General features: G+C 60.1%; 18 protein-coding genes. 13 read left to right on the top strand and 5 right to left on the bottom strand.

Annotated elements, in window-relative coordinates:
• Nucleotides 1-127: 127 nt before the first annotated feature.
• Nucleotides 128-553: a DUF4399 domain-containing protein gene (locus tag F475_RS01440; protein ID WP_111453006.1), complete on the top strand. Its 426-nt coding sequence runs from the start codon at nt 128-130 to the stop codon at nt 551-553.
• Between the two features lie 77 nt (nt 554-630).
• Here F475_RS01440 and serA read toward each other — a convergent pair whose 3' ends face one another.
• Nucleotides 631-1,860 carry a phosphoglycerate dehydrogenase gene (gene serA, locus F475_RS01435; protein ID WP_018928647.1) on the bottom strand — a complete coding sequence of 410 codons (1,230 nt, stop codon included), beginning with the start codon at nt 1,858-1,860 and terminating at the stop codon, nt 631-633.
• 204 nt (nt 1,861-2,064) lie between these two features.
• Between serA and F475_RS01425 the strand changes: the two genes are divergently transcribed.
• From F475_RS01425 to F475_RS01410, 4 genes are all read left to right on the top strand, one after another.
• Nucleotides 2,065-3,459, top strand: coding sequence for an FAD-binding oxidoreductase (locus tag F475_RS01425; RefSeq protein ID WP_111453005.1), 1,395 nt, complete (start codon nt 2,065-2,067; stop codon nt 3,457-3,459).
• 38 nt (nt 3,460-3,497) lie between these two features.
• Nucleotides 3,498-4,163, top strand: coding sequence for a fumarylacetoacetate hydrolase family protein (locus F475_RS01420; RefSeq protein WP_111453004.1), 666 nt, complete (start codon nt 3,498-3,500; stop codon nt 4,161-4,163).
• 181 nt (nt 4,164-4,344) lie between these two features.
• Nucleotides 4,345-5,280, top strand: coding sequence for an SdiA-regulated domain-containing protein (locus F475_RS01415; RefSeq protein WP_018928650.1), 936 nt, complete (start codon nt 4,345-4,347; stop codon nt 5,278-5,280).
• Between the two features lie 87 nt (nt 5,281-5,367).
• Entirely contained in the window at nt 5,368-6,273 is a 906-nt protein-coding gene (locus F475_RS01410; RefSeq protein WP_026286613.1) for an SdiA-regulated domain-containing protein, read from the top strand.
• 61 nt (nt 6,274-6,334) lie between these two features.
• Here the strand turns inward: F475_RS01410 and rpiA are convergent, their stop codons facing one another.
• Complete coding sequence (rpiA, locus tag F475_RS01405; RefSeq protein WP_111453003.1) at nt 6,335-7,006, bottom strand: ribose-5-phosphate isomerase RpiA; 672 nt, start codon at nt 7,004-7,006, stop codon at nt 6,335-6,337.
• A 349-nt stretch (nt 7,007-7,355) separates the two neighbouring features.
• On the opposite strand from rpiA, the gene ilvA reads away from it, so the two are divergent.
• The gene (gene ilvA / locus F475_RS01400; protein ID WP_018928653.1) at nt 7,356-8,870 is read left to right on the top strand and encodes a threonine ammonia-lyase, biosynthetic; all 1,515 of its coding nucleotides are present in this window, start codon (nt 7,356-7,358) and stop codon (nt 8,868-8,870) included.
• A 39-nt stretch (nt 8,871-8,909) separates the two neighbouring features.
• Nucleotides 8,910-9,338 carry a DUF2269 domain-containing protein gene (locus tag F475_RS01395; RefSeq protein WP_111453002.1) on the top strand — a complete coding sequence of 143 codons (429 nt, stop codon included), beginning with the start codon at nt 8,910-8,912 and terminating at the stop codon, nt 9,336-9,338.
• A gap of 117 nt (nt 9,339-9,455) precedes the next feature.
• Here the strand turns inward: F475_RS01395 and F475_RS01390 are convergent, their stop codons facing one another.
• Nucleotides 9,456-10,112, bottom strand: coding sequence for an HAD family phosphatase (locus tag F475_RS01390; RefSeq protein ID WP_111453001.1), 657 nt, complete (start codon nt 10,110-10,112; stop codon nt 9,456-9,458).
• A gap of 143 nt (nt 10,113-10,255) precedes the next feature.
• Between F475_RS01390 and F475_RS01385 the strand changes: the two genes are divergently transcribed.
• Both F475_RS01385 and ptsP read left to right on the top strand, forming a co-directional pair.
• On the top strand, nt 10,256-10,735 hold the full coding sequence (locus tag F475_RS01385; protein WP_007897732.1) for an RNA pyrophosphohydrolase: 480 nt from the start codon (nt 10,256-10,258) through the stop codon (nt 10,733-10,735).
• 22 nt (nt 10,736-10,757) lie between these two features.
• Nucleotides 10,758-13,037, top strand: coding sequence for a phosphoenolpyruvate--protein phosphotransferase (ptsP, locus tag F475_RS01380; RefSeq protein WP_018928656.1), 2,280 nt, complete (start codon nt 10,758-10,760; stop codon nt 13,035-13,037).
• Between the two features lie 95 nt (nt 13,038-13,132).
• Here ptsP and F475_RS01375 read toward each other — a convergent pair whose 3' ends face one another.
• Nucleotides 13,133-13,879 carry an NRDE family protein gene (locus tag F475_RS01375; RefSeq protein ID WP_111453000.1) on the bottom strand — a complete coding sequence of 249 codons (747 nt, stop codon included), beginning with the start codon at nt 13,877-13,879 and terminating at the stop codon, nt 13,133-13,135.
• A 134-nt stretch (nt 13,880-14,013) separates the two neighbouring features.
• Here F475_RS01375 and F475_RS01370 point away from each other — a divergent pair, with 134 nt between their 5' ends.
• The 3 genes from F475_RS01370 to F475_RS01360 all read left to right on the top strand — a co-directional run bounded on the left by F475_RS01370 (nt 14,014) and on the right by F475_RS01360 (nt 16,728).
• On the top strand, nt 14,014-14,796 hold the full coding sequence (locus F475_RS01370) for a sulfite exporter TauE/SafE family protein (protein WP_018928658.1): 783 nt from the start codon (nt 14,014-14,016) through the stop codon (nt 14,794-14,796).
• Between the two features lie 83 nt (nt 14,797-14,879).
• Entirely contained in the window at nt 14,880-15,692 is an 813-nt protein-coding gene (lgt, locus tag F475_RS01365; RefSeq protein WP_111452999.1) for a prolipoprotein diacylglyceryl transferase, read from the top strand.
• Between the two features lie 64 nt (nt 15,693-15,756).
• Nucleotides 15,757-16,728, top strand: coding sequence for a thymidylate synthase (locus F475_RS01360; protein WP_064621000.1), 972 nt, complete (start codon nt 15,757-15,759; stop codon nt 16,726-16,728).
• Between the two features lie 93 nt (nt 16,729-16,821).
• On the opposite strand, the gene cadR is transcribed toward F475_RS01360, so the two are convergent.
• Entirely contained in the window at nt 16,822-17,271 is a 450-nt protein-coding gene (cadR, locus tag F475_RS01355; RefSeq protein ID WP_007897786.1) for a Cd(II)/Pb(II)-responsive transcriptional regulator, read from the bottom strand.
• Nucleotides 17,272-17,355: 84 nt separating this feature from the next.
• On the opposite strand from cadR, the gene F475_RS01350 reads away from it, so the two are divergent.
• The gene (locus F475_RS01350; RefSeq protein ID WP_111452998.1) at nt 17,356-19,674 is read left to right on the top strand and encodes a heavy metal translocating P-type ATPase; all 2,319 of its coding nucleotides are present in this window, start codon (nt 17,356-17,358) and stop codon (nt 19,672-19,674) included.
• The last annotated feature ends 8 nt before the right edge of the window (nt 19,675-19,682 follow it).

Below are 19,682 nucleotides of genomic sequence, written 5' to 3'. Positions count from 1 at the left end.
AATTCATTTATCTATCGCGACGCGCTGTTCAGGCTCGCTTTGCTATGGTTATTGAGTGCCTTCGACAACGAATGGCCGTTAAGTTGTTCACGGTCGAGCGAATTTTACGGAAAAACTGGAGAAGAGAATGAAAAGCTTTATGTCACGAGCAGCATTGGCTGGTGTGCTGATGGGTGTTTCGGTGCTGGCCGGTGCCGCCACCCCGGCTCCGAAGGGGGCAGAAGTGTTCATCGTATCTCCTGCGGACGGAGCCACGGTCGCGCAAACCTTTACAGTGAATTTCGGCGTCAAGGAAATCGCACTGGCACCAGCGGGCGACACCACCAAAAACACTGGGCACCACCATCTGCTGATCGATGTCGACAAACTACCGGCTGCCGGCGCTCCGATTCCAAACGATGCCAATCACATGCACTTTGGCAAAGCGCAGACTCACGCTGAAATCAAACTGGCACCGGGCAAGCACACCTTGCAGCTCGAACTGGGCGACAGCGGTCACATGCCGTTCGAGCCGCCGATCGTGTCGAAGAAAATCACCGTGACGGTGAAGTAACTTTTCCACAGCGATAAAAAAGCAGCCGTAAAAAAGGGAGCTCCGAGGAGCTCCCTTTTTTGTCGCTCAAGTCGCGATCAGAACAACACGCGGCAACGAATGGTGCCGTTGATGTGCTGCAGCTTCTCTTGCGCCATTTCCGAGTAATCGGCATCGACGTCGATCACGACGTAGCCGACTTTCTCGTTGGTCTGCAGGAACTGACCGGAAATGTTGATGCCGTTTTCGGCGAAGACCTTGTTGATCTCGCTCATCACACCCGGAATGTTTTCGTGGATGTGCAGCAGACGGTGCTTGCCAGGGTGAGCCGGCAAGGCCACTTCCGGGAAGTTCACGGACGATACCGACGTACCGTTGTCGCTGTACTTGACCAGTTTTTCCGCCACTTCCAGGCCGATGTTGGCCTGCGCTTCAGCGGTAGAACCACCGATGTGCGGGGTCAGGATCACGTTGTCCAGGCCACGCAGCGGGCTTTCGAACTCTTCTTCGTTGGAGCGTGGCTCCACCGGGAATACGTCGATGGCCGCGCCGATCAGGTGCTTGTCCTTGATCGCGTCCGCCAGGGCGTCCAGTTCGACCACGGTGCCGCGCGCGGCGTTGATCAGGATGCCGCCCTTCTTGATGGCGCGGATTTCCTTCTCGCCGATCATCCACTGGGTGGCAGCGGTTTCCGGAACGTGCAGGGTGACGATGTCGGACATGCCCAACAGCTCGTGCAGGTTGCCGACCTGGGTGGCGTTGCCCAATGGCAGCTTGGTCACGGTGTCGTAGAAGTAAACCTGCATCCCTAAGCCTTCAGCCAGGACCGACAGTTGAGTGCCGATCGAGCCGTAACCGACGATACCCAGCTTTTTACCGCGGATTTCGAAGGAGTTGGCTGCGCTTTTGATCCAGCCGCCACGGTGGCAGGAAGCGTTCTTCTCAGGGATGCCGCGCAGCAACAGGATCGCCTCGGCCAGCACCAGCTCGGCAACGGAGCGAGTGTTGGAGTACGGCGCGTTGAATACCGCGATACCGCGTTCGCGAGCCGCGTTGAGGTCGACCTGGTTGGTGCCGATGCAGAAACAGCCGACAGCCACCAGTTTCTTCGCGTGATCGAAGATCTCTTCGGTCAGTTGAGTGCGGGAGCGAATGCCGATGAAGTGAGCATCAGCGATCTTTTCCTTCAGCTGGGCGTCCGGCAGAGAACCTGTGAGGTACTCGATGCTGGTGTAGCCCGCCGCCTTGAGGACGTCGACAGCCGATTGGTGGACGCCTTCGAGAAGAAGGAACTTGATCTTGCTCTTATCGAGAGAAGTCTTGCTCATCTGCGTAAACCTGTGTCCCGGAGAAAAAATGGCAGGGAAGGGAGCAGCCAGAGCTGACCCGGACGGCAGGAAAGCCGTCGCCGCAGAACAGCCTTTGGGCACTATCCTGCGGGGTCGGTATGCTAGCATATGCGACCTGCTAACACTCATTCTGCGACGTGAAGCGTACTCAGGATGACCATGAATTGTTCGAGAGTTCTGTCGATGACCAATCCTGCGCTGATTGATGAGCTGAAGACCCTGGTTGAGCCTGGCAAGGTGCTGACCGACGTCGACTCCCTGAACGCTTACGGCAAGGATTGGACCAAACATTTCGCCCCGGCCCCGACGGCCATTGTGTTCCCCAAGACCATCGAGCAGGTCCAGGCCATTGTCCGTTGGGCCAATGAACACAAGGTTGCACTGGTGCCGTCCGGCGGTCGTACCGGGCTTTCTGCCGCAGCAGTGGCGGCCAATGGCGAAGTGGTCGTGTCCTTCGACTACATGAACCAGGTTCTCGACGTGAACCTCACCGATCGCACCGTTGTTTGTCAGCCGGGCGTGGTTACCGAACAATTACAGAACAAGGCTGAAGAGCACGGTTTGTACTACCCGGTGGACTTCGCTTCGGCAGGTTCAAGCCAAATTGGCGGCAATATCGGCACCAATGCCGGCGGGATCAAGGTGATTCGCTACGGCATGACCCGTAACTGGGTGGCCGGCATGAAAGTCGTCACCGGCAAGGGCGATCTGCTGGAACTGAACAAAGACCTGATCAAGAACGCCACCGGCTACGACCTGCGTCAGCTGTTCATCGGCGCTGAAGGCACCCTGGGTTTTGTCGTCGAAGCCACCATGCGTCTGGACCGTGCGCCGAAAAACCTCACCGCGATGGTGCTCGGTACCGCCGATTTCGATTCGATCATGCCGGTATTGCACGCGTTCCAGAGCAAACTTGACCTGACTGCCTTCGAGTTCTTCTCCGACAAAGCCCTGGCCAAGGTCATGGCTCGCGGCGATGTGCCGGCGCCGTTCGAATCCGACTGCCCGTTCTATGCATTGCTGGAATTCGAAGCGACCACCGATGAAGTGGCCAATCACGCCCTGGAAACCTTCGAGCACTGCGTCGAGCAGGGCTGGGTGCTGGACGGTGTGATGAGCCAGAGCGAAACCCAGTTGCAGAACCTCTGGAAGCTGCGCGAGTACATCTCCGAAACCATTTCCCACTGGACGCCGTACAAAAACGACATTTCGGTCACTGTGTCGAAAGTCCCGGGGTTCCTCAAGGAAATCGACGCGATCGTCGGCGAACACTACCCGGACTTCGAAATCGTCTGGTTCGGCCACATCGGCGACGGCAACCTGCACTTGAACATCCTCAAGCCGGATAACCTGAGCAAGGATGAGTTCTTCGCCAAGTGCGCCACCGTCAACAAGTGGGTGTTCGAAACCGTCGAGAAGTACAACGGTTCGATTTCCGCCGAACACGGCGTGGGCATGACCAAACGTGACTACTTGACCTATAGCCGCTCACCGGTTGAGATCGAGTACATGAAAGCCGTCAAAGCGGTGTTCGACCCGAACGGCATCATGAACCCGGGCAAGATTTTCGCTGTTTGATTCTTCGAACTTTAAGAGCACGAAGCAGGAGTCGGTCAATGAGCTATCAGCACCAGTATGTCGACGGAACGCGTATTCATTTCCCGCTGGGGAAAGTGGTGTGCATCGGCCGCAACTACGCCGAACACGCCAAGGAACTGGACAACCCGGTGCCCACCGAACCACTGCTGTTCATCAAGCCCGGCAGCTGCGTGGTGCCACTGGAAGGCAGCTTCAGCATTCCGACCGAGCGCGGTTCGGTGCATTACGAAGCAGAAATAGCGGTGCTGATCGGCAAGCCATTGTCGACCAAGCCGAGCCGCGAAGAAGTGCTGGATGCCATCTCCGGCTTCGCCCCGGCCCTGGACCTGACCCTGCGCGACAAGCAGGCCGAGCTTAAAGCCAAGGGCCTGCCGTGGGAAATCGCCAAGTGCTTCGACGGTGCGGCGGTGATTGCACCATTCGTGGCCGGCAGCACGTTTGCCGACCTGACCGACATCGGCATCCGCCTGACCATCAATGGCGAAGTCCGCCAGGATGGCAACAGCAAGGACATGCTCAATCCGATCGTGCCGATGATCCAGTACATGGCCGGCTGCTTCTCGCTGCAGGCCGGGGACGTGATCCTCACTGGCACGCCGGTGGGCGTTGGCCCGCTGAATGTCGGTGACGAACTGGTGCTTGAATTGCCGGGTGTCAGCCGCTTTACCAGTACCGTTCTCTAAAAAGCAAAAGATCGCAGCCTGCCGCAGGCTGCGATCTTTTGATCTTGGCTGCCCACACAGGGCAATCCGGCCATTTCCCGTTTTTTTCACATTTTGTCTGGATAATTCCGGGGCTTATGGCATCTGAGCCTGTCCCAATGTGCTATTACCCATAGCCTGAATTTCTGGAACGCATCCCTGAATGGCCATCGAATCGCTGCCCAAGCTGAAAACTGCCCGCCGCTCGCGCTTTGTCATGCGTTGGTATTTCTGGCTTTTACTGGTGGCGGTCGCCGCTTATGGCCTTGCGTTTGCGATGCATTGGGATGATCGCGGTGTGCTCTGGGTGAAGGAACGCTTCGAAAGCCCTGCCGAACGAAAAGAGAGTGTCTGGCTGCCGGACTATCGGGCGGTGATCGACGCCAAACTGCTGCCGGGGATGGAGAAGGACGAAGCGTCGGACGTGTCTTACGACCCGCAGACCAAAACCCTGTTCTCCGTGATGGGCAAGAACCCGTTCCTGGTCGAGCTGACGTTGCAAGGCGACGTGTTGCGCAAAATGCCGCTGGTGGGGTGGAGCAACCCGGAAGGGGTGACGGTAATGGGCAATGGTTTGCTGGCGATTACCGATGAGCGCGAACACCTGCTCTCGATCGTCAAGGTCGATGCCGATACGCGCGAGCTGAACATCGCCAATTTCCCGAAGTACGATCTCGGCCCCTCGAAAAACCAGAATAAAGGCTTCGAAGCCGTCGTCTGGGATGCCCGTCGCCAGCAACTGCTGCTGGGTGAAGAGCGTCCACCAGCGCTGTTCAGCTGGAAAAGCGATGGTAGCCAGATCCTGAAGGGTGACAAGCAGAAACTCTCCAGCGACGCACTGGATGTCCGTAACCTGTCGGCCTTGGCCATCGATCCGCGCACTGGCCACACCCTGGTGCTGTCCGCCGACTCTCACTTGTTGCTGGAACTGGACGAGAAGGGCGAGCAGGTCAGTTTCATGACCTTGCTCGGAGGGTTCAATGGCCTGAAGAAAACCATTCCCCGTGCCGAAGGCGTCACCATGGACGAAGCAGGCACGCTGTACATGGTGAGCGAGCCGAACCTGTTCTACCGCTTCGAAAAGCAACAGGTTCGGTAGTTGCGGTAGAAGGTCGCGGGCCATTAGGGTTTTAATTCAGGCAGCCGTGGTGTTTCATCCGCCCGTCCTGTTTCCGAGTTTGCCTGAATGCGTCGACTTGTCCGCCCCAAACCCCTGATGCTGATCCTGTCGGTCATTGCCCTGATCGTGTTGGTTGCCGTCGGCCAGTACCAGCGCCTGTTTGAACGCAGCGGGTTCAATGTGCAGGCGCTATGGCAGCCGATGAATACCCGATCCATTGGCCTGGACCAGTATCAGGTGGCGATCGAGGCGCGAGTCATTGACGGTCTGGACGACGATGTTTCAGCGCTGACCTTCGATCCCGTGCGCAAAAGCCTGTTCACGGTCACCCAAAAAAACGCCGAGCTGATCGAGTTGTCCCTGGAAGGCAAAATCCTGCGGCGTGTGGCGCTGGTCGGGTTCGGCGACCCGGAAGCAGTGGAGTTCATTAGCGCTGACACTTACGTGATCACCGATGAGCGTGAGCAACGGCTGATCAAGATTCATCTGCGCAAGGGCACGACGTTCCTCGATGCCGCGGACGCCGAGCAGATGACCCTCGGCGTGCACATGAGCGGCAACAAGGGTTTCGAGGGTTTGGCCTATGACTCGGTGGGCAAGCGCTTGTTCGTCGCCAAGGAGCGCGACCCGATGCTGATCTACGAAGTGCAGGGCTTTCCCCATTACAACCCGGAGAAGTCCTACGCGGTGCACGTGGTGAACAATCCCAAGCGCGATGGCGGAATGTTCGTGCGAGACCTGTCGAGCCTGCAATATGACGAGCGCAGCGGCCATTTGCTGGCACTGTCCGATGAGTCGCGGTTGATTCTTGAACTGGATGTGGACGGGCGACCGCTGAGCACCCTGTCACTGAGCAAGGGTCGTCAGGGATTGCACAAGCCGGAAGGCATTGCCATGGATGACGACGGCACCCTGTACCTCGTCAGCGAGCCGAACCTGTTCTACGTCTTCAAAAAACCGGCACAGCCCTGACCAACACCGCAAAACCAATTGTAGGAGCGAGCAAGCTTCGCTCCTACAAATGGGTGTGGCATCAGGCCTTGAGGGTTTTCACGCCTTCGCTCGTGCCCAACAGCAGCAAGTCCGCCGGGCGGGCCGCGAACAAACCGTTGGTGACCACGCCGACGATGGCGTTGATCTGTGCTTCCAGCTCCACCGGGTTGGTGATCTGCATGTTGTGCACGTCAAGGATGATGTTGCCGTTATCGGTCAGCACGCCTTCACGGTAAACCGGGTCGCCGCCCAGCTTCACCAGTTCGCGGGCCACGTGGCTGCGAGCCATCGGGATCACTTCCACCGGCAATGGGAACGCACCGAGCACCGGCACCAGTTTGCTGGCGTCGGCGATGCAGATGAAGGTCTTGGCCACGGCCGCCACGATCTTCTCGCGGGTCAGGGCTGCACCGCCGCCTTTGATCAGGTGCAGGTGCTCGTCGCTTTCATCGGCGCCGTCGACGTAGAACTCCAGATCGCTGACGGTATTGAGCTCATACACCGGAATCCCGTGGCCCTTGAGGCGCGCGGCGGTGGCTTCGGAACTGGCCACTGCGCCGTCAAACGAGCCTTTGTGCTTGGCCAGGGCGTCGATGAAGCAATTGGCGGTAGAGCCGGTGCCGACCCCGACGATGCTCTTGTCATCGAGTTTCGGGAGGATGAAGTCGACGGCGGCCTGAGCCACTGCCTGTTTGAGTTGATCCTGGGTCATGCGGGCTCCGAGGTGCCGAAGAGGGGGACGAAAGGCCGGCATTATAGGCCTCGCGATGTGGAAGGTCATTGCCAGTGTGTCGAATGGAGACGAGGGGGCTTGTCTGTGGCGAGGGAGCTTGCTCCCGCTCGGCTGCGCAGCAGTCGTAAAACCTGCCAATACAGTGTGTTTGAAGAAACGGGCTGCCTGTTTTGGGGAGCACTTCGCACTCCAGCGGGAGCAAGCTCCCTCGCCACAATGAGTCTCTTGCGTTTGCGAGTGGCTAAAACCACCTGTTTAGTGTGGTCGCCCGCCCGAAAGCCGGGTTAGACTCCTTGGCCCTGCCCAACCCGTTCAGTGATGCTTTCCGATGCTCGAACAGTACGTCAAAAAGATCCTCACCTCGCGCGTTTATGACGTTGCCGTAGAAACCCCATTGCAGACTGCTCGCCAGCTCTCCGAGCGGCTGGGCAACGAGATTTGGCTCAAGCGTGAAGACTTGCAGCCGGTGTTCTCGTTCAAGATTCGCGGCGCTTACAACAAGCTGACGCAACTGAGCGATGAAGAGCGCGCCCGTGGCGTGGTCACCGCTTCGGCGGGCAACCATGCGCAAGGCCTGGCCCTGGCAGCCAAAGTGCTGGGCGTGAAAGCGACCATCGTGATGCCCAAGACCACCCCGGAGATCAAGGTCGAGGGCGTGCGTTCGCGCGGCGGCAAAGTGGTACTGCACGGCGATTCGTTCCCGGAAGCCCTGGCCTACTCGCTGAAACTGGTCGACGAAAAAGGCTACGTCTACATTCACCCCTACGACGATCCCCACACCATTGCCGGGCAGGGCACGGTGGCCATGGAGATTCTGCGCCAGCACCCGGGGCGTCTGGATGCGATCTTCGTTCCGGTGGGCGGTGGCGGATTGATCGCCGGGATTGCGGCGTACGTGAAATACCTGCGTCCGGACATCAAGATCATCGGCGTCGAACCGGATGACTCCAACTGCCTGCAAGCCGCCATGGCGGCCGGTGAGCGCGTGGTGTTGCCGACCGTGGGCCTGTTTGCCGATGGCGTCGCGGTGGCGCAGATCGGCCAGCACACCTTCGATATCTGCAAAGACTACGTTGATGAAGTGATCACCGTCAGCACCGATGAAATCTGTGCGGCGATCAAGGATATCTACGACGATACCCGCTCGATCACTGAACCTGCCGGCGCCTTGGGCGTGGCCGGGATCAAGAAATACGTCGAGCAACGTGGCGTCACCGGCCACACCTTCGTGGCCATCGATTCCGGCGCCAACGTCAACTTCGACCGCTTGCGACACGTCGCCGAGCGTGCCGAGCTGGGCGAGGGCCGCGAAGCCATCATCGCCGTGACCATCCCCGAGAAACCGGGCAGCTTCAAGGCGTTCTGCGAAGCCATCGGCAAGCGCCAGATCACCGAATTCAACTACCGCTATAACACCGGCAGCGAAGCGCACATCTTTGTCGGCGTGCAGACCCATCCGGAAAACGACCCGCGCAGTGCGCTGCTCGCCAGCCTGACCGAGCAGGGTTTCCCGGTACTCGACCTGACCGACAACGAACTGGCCAAATTGCACATTCGCCATATGGTTGGCGGGCGTGCCGCCCAGGTGGTCGATGAGGTGGTGCTGCGCTTCGAGTTCCCGGAGCGTCCGGGTGCGTTGTTCAACTTCCTCAACAAGCTCGGTGGGCGCTGGAATATTTCGATGTTCCACTACCGCAACCACGGCGCGGCGGATGGCCGTGTGGTCGCGGGCCTGCAAGTGCCCCACGACGAGCGTCATCTGGTACCGGCGGCGCTGGAAGAAATCGGCTACCCGTACTGGGACGAAAGCGACAACCCGGCCTATCAGCTGTTTCTCGGCTGAGCGGCTACGCTGATGGGCAGCCTATAAGGAATTCGAACAATGGAAACGTTAACCGCCCTCAAAGTCGCGCATGGCGTGGCGACGGTGCTGCTGTTGATCAGCGCACTGGGGCTGGCAATCTGGGTCTGGCGCACTCGTCGTAACGGTGATGCGACGGCGCCTGCGCGTACCTTGCAGCGACCGCAGGTGTTCATCTGGCTGTTGATGGGCCTGGCGCTGTTGAGCATGCCGTTCACCGGCTGGTGGATGGTGCATCTGGTGGGCTGGCCGTTGGGGCAGACCTGGTTGCTGGCGTCCAGTGTGCTGTACACCGTGGCGGCGCTGGGCTGGTTCTGGCTGCTGGTGCGGCTCAATCGGCTGCGCAAGGCGCCTTCGGTGGGTAATGGGAAGTTTACGTTGGCGTTGGCGTTGTTCAGTTTTGTCTGCTTGATCGCCATTGCGGGGTTGATGGGGGCCAAGCCGGTATAGCGCGGAATCTGTAGCAGCTGCCGAGGTACGAGACCGCGATGGGTTGCGAAGCGGGCCCAAGGGCGGTCCTGCGGACCGCAACGCAGCCTCGTACCTCGGCAGCTGCTACAGGCTTAATCAGTCGCGCAGACTGATCACCGGCCAACCCCGCTTCTCGGCTTCGGCCCGCAGGTTCGGATCCGGATCGACCGCAATCGGGTTGGTCACTATCTCCAGCAATGCCAAGTCGTTCATCGAGTCGCTGTAGAAATAGCTGTTTTCCAGGCTGTGGCCGGTCTCTTCCAGCCAACGAGTCAACCGGGTCACCTTGCCTTCACGGAAGCACGGGACATCGGTGCTGCGCCCGCTGTACCGTCCGTCGATCATTTCGCATTCGGTGGCGATCAGGGTCTCGACGCCCAAACGCGTGGCAATCGGCCCGGTCACAAAGCGATTGGTGGCGGTGATGATGACCAGCTTGTCGCCAGCCTCACGGTGTTGGGCCAACAGTTCGAGGCCTTTGGGCAGCACGATCGGTTCGATGCAGTCGCGCATGTAGTCCAGGTGCCATTGATCCAGCGTAGCCATTTCGGTGCGACCGAGGACTTCCAGGCAGAAGTTCAGGTACGCATCGTTATCCAGCTTGCCGGCCAGGTAATCCTGATAGAACTCGTCGTTGCGCGCCTTGTAGGCGACGGCGTCGAGGAAACCGCGTTCGCACAGATAATCGCCCCAGGCGTGGTCACTGTCGCCGCCCAGAAGCGTGTTGTCCAAGTCGAATAAAGCCAGCCGCATTGCAGTTACTCGCTGAAAAGTCTGTAGAAAGGTCTCCAGAATACGGACTTTTCACAAGAGTGCACATAAGGTAGGTCGGCTCGTTGCTGCTTTCACAACCTTTGTGGAACAATGCGGCGACATGCGTTTGCGAGGTTGTTGCCGTGATCGACCCCGATGGTTTCCGCCCCAATGTCGGGATCATTCTGACGAATGATGCTGGCCAGGTGCTATGGGCTCGCCGAATCAATCAAGATGCCTGGCAGTTTCCACAGGGCGGGATCAACCCCCAGGAGACGCCGGAAGACGCCTTGTACCGCGAGTTGAACGAAGAAGTGGGCCTGGAGCGCGAAGATGTTGAAATTCTCGCCTGCACCCGGGGCTGGTTGCGTTATCGTTTGCCGCAACGTCTGGTCAGAACGCACAGCCAACCGCTGTGCATCGGCCAGAAGCAGAAATGGTTTCTCCTGCGCCTGATCTCCAACGAGCAGCGGGTGCGGATGGATTTGACCGGTAAACCGGAATTCGATGGCTGGCGCTGGGTCAGCTATTGGTATCCGTTGGGCCAGGTGGTGACATTCAAGCGCGAGGTGTATCGACGCGCTCTCAAAGAGCTTGCCCCGCGCCTTTTAGCGCGCGACTGACGACGGAGTTCGACCCCGAGCCATGCTCAATACGCTGCGCAAGATCGTCCAGGAAGTTAACTCCGCCAAGGATCTCAAGGCGGCGTTGGGGATTATTGTGTTGCGCGTCAAAGAGGCCATGGGCAGCCAGGTCTGCTCGGTCTACCTGCTTGATCCAGAGACCAACCGCTTCGTGCTGATGGCCACCGAGGGCTTGAACAAGCGCTCGATCGGCAAAGTCAGCATGGCACCCAACGAAGGTCTGGTCGGCCTGGTCGGCACGCGTGAAGAACCCCTGAACCTCGAAAACGCCGCGGATCACCCGCGCTACCGTTACTTCGCCGAGACCGGTGAAGAGCGCTACGCGTCGTTCCTCGGGGCGCCGATCATTCACCACCGCCGCGTCGTCGGCGTGTTGGTCATTCAACAAAAGGAACGCCGCCAGTTCGATGAGGGTGAAGAAGCCTTCCTCGTGACCATGAGCGCGCAGCTCGCCGGCGTTATCGCCCATGCCGAGGCCACCGGTTCGATCCGTGGCCTGGGCCGTCAGGGCAAAGGTATCCAGGAAGCAAAGTTCGTCGGCGTACCGGGTTCGCCGGGCGCGGCGGTCGGCACCGCAGTCGTCATGCTGCCGCCGGCCGATCTGGATGTGGTGCCGGACAAGACCATCACCGACATCGATGCAGAACTTGGGCTGTTCAAGACGGCCATCGAAGGCGTGCGCGCCGACATGCGTGCCTTGTCCGCCAAGCTGGCAACCCAGCTGCGACCTGAAGAGCGGGCGCTGTTCGACGTCTACCTGATGATGCTCGACGATGCCTCGCTCGGCAGCGAAGTCACCACCGTGATCAAGACCGGTCAGTGGGCCCAGGGCGCGCTGCGTCAGGTGGTTACCGATCACGTCAACCGTTTCGAACTGATGGACGACGCCTACCTGCGTGAGCGGGCCTCGGACGTCAAGGACCTCGGCCGCCGTTTGCTCGCCTACTTGCAGGAAGAGCGGCAGCAGACGCTGGTCTACCCCGACAACACCATTCTGGTCAGCGAAGAACTGACGCCGGCAATGCTCGGCGAGGTACCGGAAGGCAAGCTGGTGGGCCTGGTGTCGGTACTCGGTTCTGGCAACTCCCACGTGGCGATCCTGGCGCGCGCCATGGGTATTCCGACGGTGATGGGCCTGGTCGACCTGCCGTACTCCAAGGTCGACGGCATCCAGATGATCGTCGACGGCTACCACGGCGAGGTCTACACCAACCCGAGTGACGTGCTGCGCAAGCAGTTCGCCGACGTGGTCGAGGAAGAGAAACAACTGGCCCTCGGGCTGGATGCATTACGCGACCTGCCGTGCGTAACGGTTGATGGCCACCGCATGCCGCTGTGGGTCAACACCGGCCTGCTGGCGGACGTGGCACGGGCGCAGAAGCGCGGTGCCGAGGGCGTGGGTCTGTACCGCACCGAAGTGCCGTTCATGATCAACCAGCGTTTCCCGAGCGAAAAGGAACAGCTGGCGATCTATCGCGAGCAACTTGCCGCGTTCCATCCACAACCAGTGACCATGCGTAGCCTGGACATTGGCGGTGACAAGGCGCTGTCGTACTTCCCGATCAAGGAAGACAACCCGTTCCTCGGCTGGCGCGGGATTCGCGTGACCCTCGACCACCCGGAAATCTTCCTGGTGCAGACCCGCGCCATGCTCAAGGCCAGCGAAGGCCTGAACAACCTGCGTATTCTGCTGCCGATGATTTCCGGCACCCATGAACTGGAAGAAGCCTTGCACCTGATCCACCGGGCCTGGGGCGAAGTCCGCGACGAAGGCACCGACGTGCCGATGCCGCCGGTTGGCGTGATGATCGAGATTCCGGCAGCGGTGTATCAGACCAAGGAACTGGCGCGGCAGGTGGACTTCCTGTCGGTCGGCTCCAACGACCTGACTCAGTACCTGCTGGCCGTGGACCGAAACAACCCACGGGTGGCCGACCTCTACGACTACCTGCACCCGGCGGTGCTGCAAGCCCTGCAGAGCGTGGTGCGCGATGCGCATGCCGAAGGCAAACCGGTGAGTATCTGCGGCGAAATGGCCGGTGACCCGGCGGCGGCAGTGCTGTTGATGGCAATGGGCTTCGACAGCCTGTCGATGAACGCCACCAACTTGCCGAAAGTGAAGTGGATGCTGCGTCAGATCAACCTGAGCAAGGCCAAGGAGTTGCTGGCGGAGCTGATGACCATCGACAACCCGCAAGTTATCCACAGCTCGCTGCAACTGGCGCTGAAAAACCTTGGGTTGGCACGGATGATCAATCCGGCTTCGGTCAAGACCCTCTAAAACGCTGAGGGCCTCTTCGCGGGCAAGCCTCGCTCCTACACCGTCCTGTAGGAGCGAGGCTTGCCCGCGAAGACGTCCGCAAACACACCGCATCTCTAAATCCTGATCTCTACCTCCCCCAAATGCCCCCCATACGGCCCGAAACTCCGCTCGACCATATGCCGCATCCCATTCGCCTGAACAATCAACGCCGTGCTCGCCCGCGTCCCATAAGCCTGGCTCTTGATAAACACGCTCGACAACAACGTCTCGGTGGCTTGCCCCACGCCAGTGTCCGGCAGCTCGGCAAGTGGTGCGATCTGCGGATCGCTCAGCAAGGCCAATAACGCCTGTGGTTGTGGATCGTCCAGGACTTCGCTCAACGCTGCCTTGGCCTTGAGCACTTTTGGCCACGGCGTATTCAGCCCCGCGTTCGATAACCCATAAAGCCCTGGTTCGAGCCTGACCGCCGAGGTTTCCCGAGCGTTGAAGTGCCAGAGCTCTTTGGCATTGCCGATCAGCAGATTGAACCCGGCATATTCAGCCGAACGTGCGATAACGTCGCTTAAATAGTCTTCAATGGGCGTTTCCCCGCTGAGAAACTGCGCCACCAGTTCGCCTCGCGACTTGGCGGCCGGCGGTTGAAGGGGATTACGGATGTTGGTCAGTGCGGCGAAGCGCCCATTGGCGCCGACACCGAGCCACGTACCGCCGGCCTCGAGGTCACGCCCGGCGTAGACATGCGGGGCGTGCGGCCATTGCGCCAGGGGCAGGCTGGGCCGGGCATAGAATTCGTCGCGGTTGGCCGCCACGATCAGCGGCTGGGCATGACCCGGCCGCCAGGCAAAGACAATCAGGCACATAAGGTGGTCCTTGTGTGTTTTTTGCTCACTCTACGCAGACATCGCTCATCGATCCATCGCCATCCGCAGTGGAGCCCGAGGCCATGCATCCGTTACCATGCCGCTCCTGTTTCGGGATGCTTGGGGATGTGGCCATGGAATTTCTGCTCTATCTGGCGCTGGGCGCCTGTGCGGGCGTGCTGGCCGGGCTGTTTGGGGTAGGCGGCGGGATTATCATCGTCCCGGTGCTGGTGTTCAGCTTCACCTTGCAGGGATTTGATCCGTCGATCCTGACGCATCTTGCAGTCGGTACTTCCCTGGCGACGATCATTTTTACGTCGGTCAATGCGGTTCGCGAACATCATCGCCGCGGCGCCGTGCGTTGGCCGATTTTTGCCTGGATGACCCTCGGCATTCTGATCGGTGCCGGTTTCGGCGCGCTGACCGCCGAAGCGATCTCCGGGCCGAATCTGCAGAAGATCATCGGCATATTCGCGTTGATCATCGCTGTTCAACTCGCCTTGGACTTCAAACCCAAGGCCAGCCGAACGGTGCCCGGTAAAGTCGGTCTGACCGTGGCCGGCAGTGTAATTGGCTGGGCCTCGGCGATTTTCGGGATCGGCGGCGGTTCGCTGACCGTGCCATTCCTGACCTGGCGCAGCGTTCCGATGCAACAAGCGGTGGCCACATCGTCGGCCTGTGGCCTGCCCATCGCCTTGGCAAGTGCATTAAGTTTCATGATTCTGGGCTGGCACGATCCACTGCTGCCGGCCCATAGTCTCGGTTTTGTTTATTTGCCGGCGCTGCTGGGGATCGCTCTGACCAGCATGGTCTTCGCCCGCCTCGGTGCACGACTGGCCCACAGGCTGTCGCCACGCTTGCTGAAAAGACTGTTTGCCGCTTTGCTGTTTTGCGTCGGCTTGAACTTCCTGCTCTGACACCTAACGCAATCCTGGCTTAATCCTGGCGTGACAGCGTCGCCCGGGAATTTTGAAGGTTTCAACTCTAACGAGGAGTCGCAATGCTGCCTTACCCGCAGATCGACCCGGTGGCCCTGGCCATCGGTCCGCTGAAAATCCACTGGTACGGCCTGATGTATCTGGTCGGCATCGGCGGCGCGTGGCTGCTGGCGTCCCGTCGGCTGAACCGCTTCGACCCGACCTGGACCAAGGAGAAACTCTCCGACATGGTGTTCTGGATGTCGATGGGCGTCATCGTCGGTGGCCGCTTGGGTTATGTGCTGTTTTATGATCTGAGCGCTTACCTGGCCAACCCGATGTTGATCTTCGAAGTGTGGAAGGGCGGCATGTCGTTCCACGGTGGCTTCATCGGTGTGATGCTCGCAGCGTTGTGGTTTGGTAAAAAGAACAACAAGTCGTTCTTCCAGCTGATGGACTTCGTTGCGCCGATGGTGCCGATCGGTCTGGGTGCCGGGCGCATCGGCAACTTCATCAACGCCGAGTTGTGGGGCAAGCCGACCGACGTGCCGTGGGCGATGATCTTCCCTCCGTTCAGCGACCCGGCGCAGTTGCCGCGTCACCCGTCGCAGCTGTACCAGTTTGCGCTGGAAGGTGTGGCGCTGTTCCTGATCCTCTGGCTGTTCTCGCGCAAGCCACGGCCGACCATGGCGGTATCCGGGATGTTTGCGCTGTTCTATGGCATTTTCCGTTTCATTGTCGAGTTCGTCCGCGTTCCGGATGCGCAACTGGGCTATCTGGCGTGGAATTGGCTGACCATGGGCCAAGTGCTGTGCGTACCGATGATCGTCGGCGGTCTATTCCTGATCTGGCTGGCTTATCGACGCGCCCCGGTGGCCCCCGCAGCAGCTGCATAAGCAGCAGGCGCAAAAAAATCGAACCCCGGGGCGACGGCTCCGGGTTCAAGGACACAGGTAATTCATGAAGCAATATCTCGATCTGGTCGCCCACGTCATCAAGAACGGCACCAAACAGGCCAACCGCACCGGCGTGAACACCATCAGCTTTCCGGGTGCGATGCTGCGCTTCGATTTGCAGGAAGGTTTCCCGGCGATCACCACCCGCAAGATGGCCTTCAAGTCGGCCATCGGCGAGATGTGCGGTTTTCTGCGCGGGGTGAACAACGCCGCTGAATTCCGTGCGCTGGGTTGCAAGGTCTGGGACCAGAACGCCAACGAAAACGCCCAGTGGCTGGCCAACCCGTTCCGTCAGGGCGAAGACGACCTCGGCGAGATCTACGGCGTGCAATGGCGCAAATGGCCGGCGTATAAGCAAATCCCGGTCAGCAACCAGGCCGCCATCGAGCAGACCCTGAGCCAGGGTTATCGGCAGATTGCTGAAGGCGAAGAAGATGGCCAGGCGTATGTGGTGTTGTACAAGGCGATCGACCAGATCCGCCAGTGCGTCGACACCATCATCAAGGACCCGGGCAGCCGTCGCATCCTGTTCCACGGCTGGAACGTTGCGCAGCTCGATGAGATGGCCCTGCCGCCGTGCCACTTGCTGTACCAATTCCACCCGAATGTCGAGACCAGGGAAATCTCCCTGACCCTCTACATCCGCTCCAACGACCTGGGCCTGGGCACGCCGTTCAACCTCACCGAAGGCGCTGCGCTGCTGAGCCTGATCGGCCGCCTGACCGGTTACACGCCGCGCTGGTTCACCTATTTCATTGGCGATGCCCACGTCTACGAAAACCACCTGGACATGCTCAACGAACAGCTCAAGCGCGAGCCATTCGCCATGCCGAAGCTGAAGATCTCCGATCGCGTGCCGGAGTTCGCCAAGACCGGTGTGTACCAGCCGGAGTGGCTGGAGCTGATCGAGCCAAGTGATTTCTCGCTCGAAGGCTACGAGCACCACGCTCCGATGACGGCGCCGATGGCGGTCTGAGTCTGGCACCGCTTCGCGGTGTTCGCGGGCAAGCCTCGCTCCTACAGGTTCACACGATACCTGTAGGAGCGAGGCTTGCCCGCGAAGGCATTCTTAATGCCCATGGCTTCGGCCGACATGGGAATGCTCAACCTCCGTCGCCACAACCCCGCCACTCACCTCCAGCCGCTGCAAAATCCCGCACTGATCGATATCCGGCCCTTCGCTGCAGCGTTGGCGCAGGTCGAGCAGTTGTGTCTGCAAGGCCAGCAAACCGTCGATTCGTGCCTTCACATGATGGATATGTTCGTCGATCAACGCGTTGACGTTTTCGCATTGATCCTGCGGGCTGTCGCGCAGGGCCAGCAGGCTGCGGATTTCCTCCAGGGTCATGTCGAGGGTGCGGCAATTGCGGATGAAAGTCAGGCGTTCGGCGTGGGCCTGGGTGTAGACGCGGTAATTGCCGTCGCTGCGGGCCGGTTCCGGCAGCAGGTTTTCGCGCTCGTAGTAGCGGATGGTTTCTACGGCGCAGTCGGTGAGTTTCGCCAGTTCTCCTATTTTCATCGCGTCGATCTCCAAAAGGGTGCTTGACCCTATAGTGGCTACAGGGTCTTTACTTGGCAACAGGCACCTTCATGGACGCGACCAATGAGCGATTCTCTTCACACCCACAAACCCGAGGCTGATCACGATCACGATCACGATCACGATCACGATCACGATCACGATCACGATCACAGCCACAAGCTGCAGCCTGCGCCCCAGCATGCCCATGGTAGCCATGATCATGGCGGCCACGGCGATGCCTGCTGTTCCTCCAAAGAGGCGCCATCGCTGATCAAGTTGAGCGAGACACCGACCGCCGGCGCGCGGCTGAGCAGCTTCCGCATCGAGGCCATGGACTGCCCGACCGAGCAGACGCTGATCCAGAACAAACTCGGCAAGCTTGCGGGCGTGCAGCAACTGGAGTTCAACCTGATCAACCGGGTGTTGGGCGTGACCCATGACCTGCCAGGCACCGCGCCGATCATCGAGGCGATCAAGTCCCTCGGCATGCACGCCGAGCCGCTGGAGCAAGGCGTCGAAGCGCCAATACCTGTGCCAGAGAAAAAACCTTGGTGGCCATTGGCGCTGTCCGGCGTTGGTGCGTTGGCGGCTGAAGTGATCCACTTCACTAACGCGGCGCCCACTTGGGTGGTGGCGGTGATTGCGCTGATCTCAATCCTCAGTGGCGGCCTGGGTACCTATAAAAAGGGCTGGATCGCCCTGAAAAACCTCAATCTGAACATCAACGCGCTGATGAGCATCGCGGTGACCGGTGCGGTCCTGATCGGCCAGTGGCCGGAAGCGGCGATGGTGATGTTCCTGTTCACCGTCGCCGAGTTGATCGAAGCCAGGTCCCTGGACCGGGCGCGCAACGCCATCGGCGGACTGATGCAGATGGCGCCTGAGCAAGCCACGGTGCAGCAAGCCGACGGCAGTTGGGTCGCACAACCGGTGAAAAGCATCGAACTGGGTGCACGGGTGCGGGTGCGTCCCGGTGAGCGGATCGGTCTGGACGGCGAAGTGTTGTCTGGCAGCTCGACCATCAACCAGGCGCCGATCACCGGTGAAAGCCTGCCGGTCGAAAAAACCATCGGCGACAAAGTGTTCGCCGGCACCATCAACCAGTCCGGTTCACTGGAATACACCGTGACCGCAGCGGCCGACCACTCGACCCTCGCGCGGATCATCCACGCCGTCGAACAGGCCCAGGGCGCGCGGGCGCCGACCCAGCGTTTCGTCGACAGCTTTTCGAAAATCTACACACCGGCGGTGTTCATCCTGGCCCTCGCCGTGGCGGTGATCCCGCCGCTGTTCATGGATGCGCTGTGGTTCGACTGGATCTATCGGGCGCTGGTGTTGCTGGTGGTCGCCTGCCCATGCGCCTTGGTGATTTCCACCCCGGTGACCATCGTCAGCGGCCTCGCGGCAGCGGCGCGCAAAGGGATTCTGGTCAAGGGCGGCGTCTACCTGGAGCACGGCTACAAACTCGACTACCTGGCCCTCGACAAGACCGGCACCCTCACGCATGGCAAACCGGTGCAGACCGACTATTTGTCCCTCGACCCGACCGCCGATCAAACAGCCCCGGCCCTTGCGGCGGCGCTGGCTGGTCGCTCGGATCACCCGGTGTCGCTGGCCATCGCCAACGCGGCAGTTGTGGATAACCAGCGCGCGCCGCTGACTGTGGATAACTTCCACGCCCTGGAGGGGCGAGGTGTGCGCGGCGAGATCAATGGTGAGCTCTACCACTTGGGCAATCACCGTCTGGTGGAAGATCTGGGGCTGTGTTCTCCAGCGTTGGAAGAGCAGCTGTTTGCGCTGGAGAAACAGGGCAAGTCGGTGGTGCTGTTGCTCGACAAGTCGGGTCCGCTGGCCTTGTTTGCCGTCGCGGACACCGTGAAAGCGACCAGTCGCGAAGCGATCCAGCAGTTGCATGAACTGGGCATCAAAACCCTGATGCTGACCGGTGACAACGTTCACACCGCTGAGGTCATCGCCGCCCATGTGGGCATCGATCAGGCGCAAGGCGATCTGTTGCCGAGCGAGAAGCTGCAGGCCATCGAAACGCTGTATGCCCAGGGCTATCGCGTGGGGATGGTCGGCGACGGCATCAACGACGCTCCTGCACTGGCGCGGGCCGAGATCGGTTTCGCCATGGCGGCCGCCGGGACCGACACCGCCATCGAAACCGCCGATGTCGCCCTGATGGACGACGATCTGCGCAAGATCCCGGCCTTCATCAGCCTGTCGCGGCAGACCTCCAATATCCTCAAACAGAACATTGCCCTGGCATTGGTCATCAAAGCGATCTTTCTTGGGGTAACCTTCGCCGGGATCGCCACCATGTGGATGGCGGTGTTCGCCGACATGGGCGTGAGCCTGTTGGTGGTGTTCAACGGTTTGCGCCTGTTGCGCAAATAGAAGATGAG

The sequence above is a fragment of the Pseudomonas sp. URMO17WK12:I6 genome, from assembly GCF_003253625.1.
GTDB lineage: Bacteria > Pseudomonadota > Gammaproteobacteria > Pseudomonadales > Pseudomonadaceae > Aquipseudomonas.
Note: the sequence above shows the minus strand (reverse complement) of the source record. Positions and strands in the feature narration are given on the sequence as shown.

Excerpts from the sequence above, each read along its gene's own strand:
- ptsP (WP_018928656.1), top strand. The coding sequence starts at position 10,758 with ATGCTCAATACGCTGCGCAAGATCGTCCAGGAAGTTAACTCCGCCAAG.
- F475_RS01350 (WP_111452998.1), top strand. The coding sequence starts at position 17,356 with ATGAGCGATTCTCTTCACACCCACAAACCCGAGGCTGATCACGATCAC.
- F475_RS01415 (WP_018928650.1), top strand. The coding sequence starts at position 4,345 with ATGGCCATCGAATCGCTGCCCAAGCTGAAAACTGCCCGCCGCTCGCGC.
- F475_RS01370 (WP_018928658.1), top strand. The coding sequence starts at position 14,014 with ATGGAATTTCTGCTCTATCTGGCGCTGGGCGCCTGTGCGGGCGTGCTG.
- lgt (WP_111452999.1), top strand. The coding sequence starts at position 14,880 with ATGCTGCCTTACCCGCAGATCGACCCGGTGGCCCTGGCCATCGGTCCG.
- rpiA (WP_111453003.1), bottom strand. The coding sequence starts at position 7,006 with ATGACCCAGGATCAACTCAAACAGGCAGTGGCTCAGGCCGCCGTCGAC.
- F475_RS01360 (WP_064621000.1), top strand. The coding sequence starts at position 15,757 with ATGAAGCAATATCTCGATCTGGTCGCCCACGTCATCAAGAACGGCACC.
- F475_RS01420 (WP_111453004.1), top strand. The coding sequence starts at position 3,498 with ATGAGCTATCAGCACCAGTATGTCGACGGAACGCGTATTCATTTCCCG.
- serA (WP_018928647.1), bottom strand. The coding sequence starts at position 1,860 with ATGAGCAAGACTTCTCTCGATAAGAGCAAGATCAAGTTCCTTCTTCTC.
- F475_RS01395 (WP_111453002.1), top strand. The coding sequence starts at position 8,910 with ATGGAAACGTTAACCGCCCTCAAAGTCGCGCATGGCGTGGCGACGGTG.
- F475_RS01425 (WP_111453005.1), top strand. The coding sequence starts at position 2,065 with ATGACCAATCCTGCGCTGATTGATGAGCTGAAGACCCTGGTTGAGCCT.
- ilvA (WP_018928653.1), top strand. The coding sequence starts at position 7,356 with ATGCTCGAACAGTACGTCAAAAAGATCCTCACCTCGCGCGTTTATGAC.
- F475_RS01440 (WP_111453006.1), top strand. The coding sequence starts at position 128 with ATGAAAAGCTTTATGTCACGAGCAGCATTGGCTGGTGTGCTGATGGGT.
- cadR (WP_007897786.1), bottom strand. The coding sequence starts at position 17,271 with ATGAAAATAGGAGAACTGGCGAAACTCACCGACTGCGCCGTAGAAACC.
- F475_RS01375 (WP_111453000.1), bottom strand. The coding sequence starts at position 13,879 with ATGTGCCTGATTGTCTTTGCCTGGCGGCCGGGTCATGCCCAGCCGCTG.
- F475_RS01390 (WP_111453001.1), bottom strand. The coding sequence starts at position 10,112 with ATGCGGCTGGCTTTATTCGACTTGGACAACACGCTTCTGGGCGGCGAC.
- F475_RS01410 (WP_026286613.1), top strand. The coding sequence starts at position 5,368 with ATGCGTCGACTTGTCCGCCCCAAACCCCTGATGCTGATCCTGTCGGTC.